Source organism: Streptomyces sp. NPDC017993 (genome assembly GCF_044328065.1).
In the GTDB taxonomy this organism is placed as follows: Bacteria; Actinomycetota; Actinomycetes; order Streptomycetales; family Streptomycetaceae; genus Streptomyces.
The window spans coordinates 1-3,675 of record NZ_JBIRGO010000061.1; the positions used below are offsets into that span (position 1 = coordinate 1).

At 70.2% G+C, this 3,675-nt stretch carries 2 protein-coding genes; both read left to right on the forward strand.

What is annotated here, in order from left to right:
* Positions 1–1,890: beta-ketoacyl reductase (locus ACH4FH_RS38855; RefSeq protein ID WP_398560699.1), on the forward strand; the 1,890-nt coding region annotated here is incomplete at its 5' end.
* Positions 1,891–1,915: 25 nt separating this feature from the next.
* A partial coding sequence (locus ACH4FH_RS38860; RefSeq protein WP_398560700.1) for a type I polyketide synthase occupies positions 1,916–3,675 on the forward strand: 1,760 nt, incomplete at its 3' end.

A 3,675-nucleotide genomic window follows, 5' to 3' on the forward strand; every position in this document is an offset into this window, starting at 1 on the left:
GCCGAATGCCCGGAAGCGGGTCAGGTCGCCGAGGCACTACGCGCACAGGGCATGACCCTCCACACCCTCGAAATCGACGAGTCCGACGCCGGACGCGAAATTCTCGCCTCGCGCCTGCGGGAAAGCCTGGAGGGTGACGCCCCGGTCGGTGTGCTGTCCCTGCTGGCGGGGGTCGAAGGCGCACACCCGGGATGCCCCGACCTGCCGGCCGGCCTCGGACTCACCCTGACCCTCATCCAGGCACTGGGTGATGCCGGTATCGAAGCCCCCCTCTGGCTCGTCACCCGGAGTGCCGTCGCGACCGGCAGCACCGACCAGCTGGACAGCCCCACCCTGGCCGCCGTGTGGGGCCTGGGACGAGTGGCCGCCCTCGAACACCCGCAGCGCTGGGGCGGCATGATCGACCTCCCCGACAGACTCGACCGGCGCGGCGCCGCACTGCTGTGCGCGGCCCTGAGCGGGCTCGACGACGAGGACCAGCTCGCCGTACGCGGCAACCGCCTGCTCGTGCGCCGACTGGTGCGGTCCTCGCCGGCCGCGGCGGACCTCGTCCCGGCCTGGACACCACGCGGCACCGTACTGATCACCGGCGGCACCGGCGGTATCGGTGGCCAGATAGCCCGATGGCTGGCCGGCCGTGGTGCGGAGCACCTGGTGCTCACCAGTCGCAGCGGGCCGGCGGCCCCCGGCGCGGAGCAGCTGAGGGCCGAACTCACCGCACTCGGCGCCCGGGTCACCATCGCCGCCTGCGACGTGACCGACCGCGACGCCCTGGCCGCGCTGGTCCGCGAGGTGGAGGCCGACGGCCCGCGGATCCGCACCGTGATGCACATCGCCGGCGCGGGCGTCCTCGTGCCGCTCGCCGACACGGATCTTCTGGAGTTCTCCGACACGGCCCACGCGAAGATCGTCGGCGCGGCCAACCTGGACGCCGTCTTCGACCGGTCGACACTGGACGACTTCGTCCTCTTCTCCTCAATATCGGCGGTCTGGGGAAGCGGCGACCACGGCGCGTACGCCGCGGCCAACGCCTACCTCGACGGCCTCGCCGAACAGCGGCGGGCCCGGGGCCTCGCCGGGACCTCGGTGGTCTGGGGTATCTGGAGCCCCGAGGACGGCGGCGGCATGGCCGCCAACCTGGCCGAGGAGCAGCTGCGCGGGCGCGGCATTCCCTTCATGTCGCCGAGGCTGGCCATCAACGCCTTCCAGCAGGTCATGGACCGCGACGAGAGCGTGGTGGTGGTCGCGGACATCGACTGGGAACGGTTCGTCCCCGTCTTCACCTCGGCCCGCCCCAGCCCACTGCTGAGCGAGGTGCCCGAGGTCGCCAGGATCCTGGCGACCGAAGCCGCTCCGGCAGAGACCGGCGGCGACGACTCCTTGGTACGCCCGCGACTGACCGGACTGTCCGCCGGGGAACGGCAGCGCGCACTCTCCGAGTTGGTGTGCACCCAGATCGCCTCGGTGCTCGGATATCCCGGCCCGGCGGCCGTCGATGAGTCACGGGCATTTCGGGAATTGGGATTCGACTCGCTGAGCGCCGTCGACCTCCGCAACCGCCTCAGCGCGGCGACCGGGCTGCGCCTGCCCGTCACGGTGGTGTTCGACTACCCCCGGGCCCGCGCTCTGGCCGAGCACATCGGCGCCATGCTCTTCCCCGACCAGGGCCCCGCGGCCCCGGCGGACCCTGAGGAAGCAGAAGTCCGGCAGCTGTTGAATTCAGTTCCGCTGTTCCGACTTCAGGAGTCCGGCCTGCTCGGCGAACTGCGCAAGCTTGCCGAATCTCCCGACTCCGATTCCGCCGCGGAATGCGGCGATTCCACGGATTCCATCGACGAACTGGACGTCGACGGACTGATCCGCATGGCGTACGACAACAATGACCTCTGAAGAGACTCGAAAAGCGGAGCACAAGATGACTAGCGCCGATGACAAAATTGTGGGAGCGCTGCGTGAGTCTCTGAAGGAGACCGAGCGGCTGCGGCGGGCAAACCAAGAGCTCACCGCGTCGGCCCGAGAGCCGATCGGCATTGTGGCCATGAGTTGCCGCTACCCCGGCGCCGATTCCCCCGAGGAATTGTGGGATCTGGTCGCAGAACGCAAGGACGCCATCTCCGCATTCCCCGCGAACCGTGGCTGGGACCTCGACGGCCTCTACGACCCGGACCCCGACCGCCAGGGAAAGATCTACGTGACCGAGGGCGGTTTCCTGCACGACGCCGACCGGTTCGACCCGGCCTTCTTCGGTATATCGCCGCGTGAGGCGACCGCGATGGACCCCCAGCAGCGGCTGCTGCTGGAGACCTCGTGGGAAGCCTTCGAACGGGCCGGCATCGCCCCCTCCACACTGCACGGCAGCAAGGTCGGTCTCTTCGTCGGTGCCGCCTACCAGGGCTGGGGCATCAACTACCAGGACGTCCCGGAGGGCGTTCAGGGCCACCTGGTGACCGGCATGTCGACAAGTGTCATCTCCGGTCGGGTCTCGTACACCCTCGGGCTCGAGGGCCCCGCAGTCACGGTCGACACGGCGTGTTCGTCGTCGCTCGTGGCCCTGCACCTCGCCGTCCAGTCCCTTCGCCAGGGCGACTGCTCGATGGCCATGGTCGGAGGAACGGCGGTGATGGCCGATCCGCTCGGCCTGGTCGGCTTCAGCCGCCAGCGGGGGCTGGCCCAGGACGGCCGTTGCAAGGCATTCGGCGAGCGCGCGGACGGCATGGGTCTCGGTGAAGGCGTCGGTGTGCTCTTGCTGGAGCGGCTGTCGGAGGCGCGGCGCAACGGGCATCCGGTGCTGGCCGTGGTGGCTGGCAGTGGGATCAATCAGGACGGTGCGAGCAACGGCCTCAGCGCGCCCAACGGCCCCTCCCAACAGCGGGTGATCCGGGCGGCGTTGGCCGATGCGCGGCTGAAGCCGGAGCAGGTGGCGGTGGTGGAGGCGCACGGTACGGGTACGACGCTGGGCGATCCGATCGAGGCGGGCGCGCTGCTGGCGACCTACGGCCAGGGGCGCCCCGCCGACCGGCCGCTGTGGCTGGGGTCGGTCAAGTCCAACATCGGGCATGCCCAGGCCGCTTCCGGCGTGGCCGGGGTCATGAAGATGGTGATGGCCATGCGGCACGGGGTGCTGCCGGCGACGCTGCATGCGGAGGAGCGGTCGGAGAAGGTCGACTGGGAGTCCGGTGCGGTGTCGTTGCTGACGGAGGCGCAGCAGTGGCCGACCGGCGAGGAGCCCCGCCGGGCCGGCGTGTCCTCCTTCGGCGTCAGCGGCACCAACGCCCACATCATCCTGGAGCAGGCCCCGCCGCAGGAACCGACCGCCGTCGACAGCCCTGCTCCTGTGTTGGGTTCGGGGGTGGTGCCGTTGGTGGTGTCGGCGCGGAGCGTGGGGGCGTTGCGGGGTCAGGTTGAGCGGTTGGCGGGTTGTGTGGCTGCTGCCGTTGAAGGTGGCACTGGTGTGGGGGAGGTGGGTTTTTCGTTGGTGTCGTCGCGGTCGGTGTTTGAGCATCGTGCGGTGGTGCTGGCGGGGGATCGGGTTGGTGCGGTTGCCGGGCTGGGGGCGTTGGCGGGGGGCGTCTCCGGTGAGGGTGTGACGTCTGGTGTGGCGGGTCCGGTGGGTGGGCGGGTGTTTGTTTTTCCGGGGCAGGGGTCGCAGTGGGTGGGTATGGCGGTGGAGTTGTT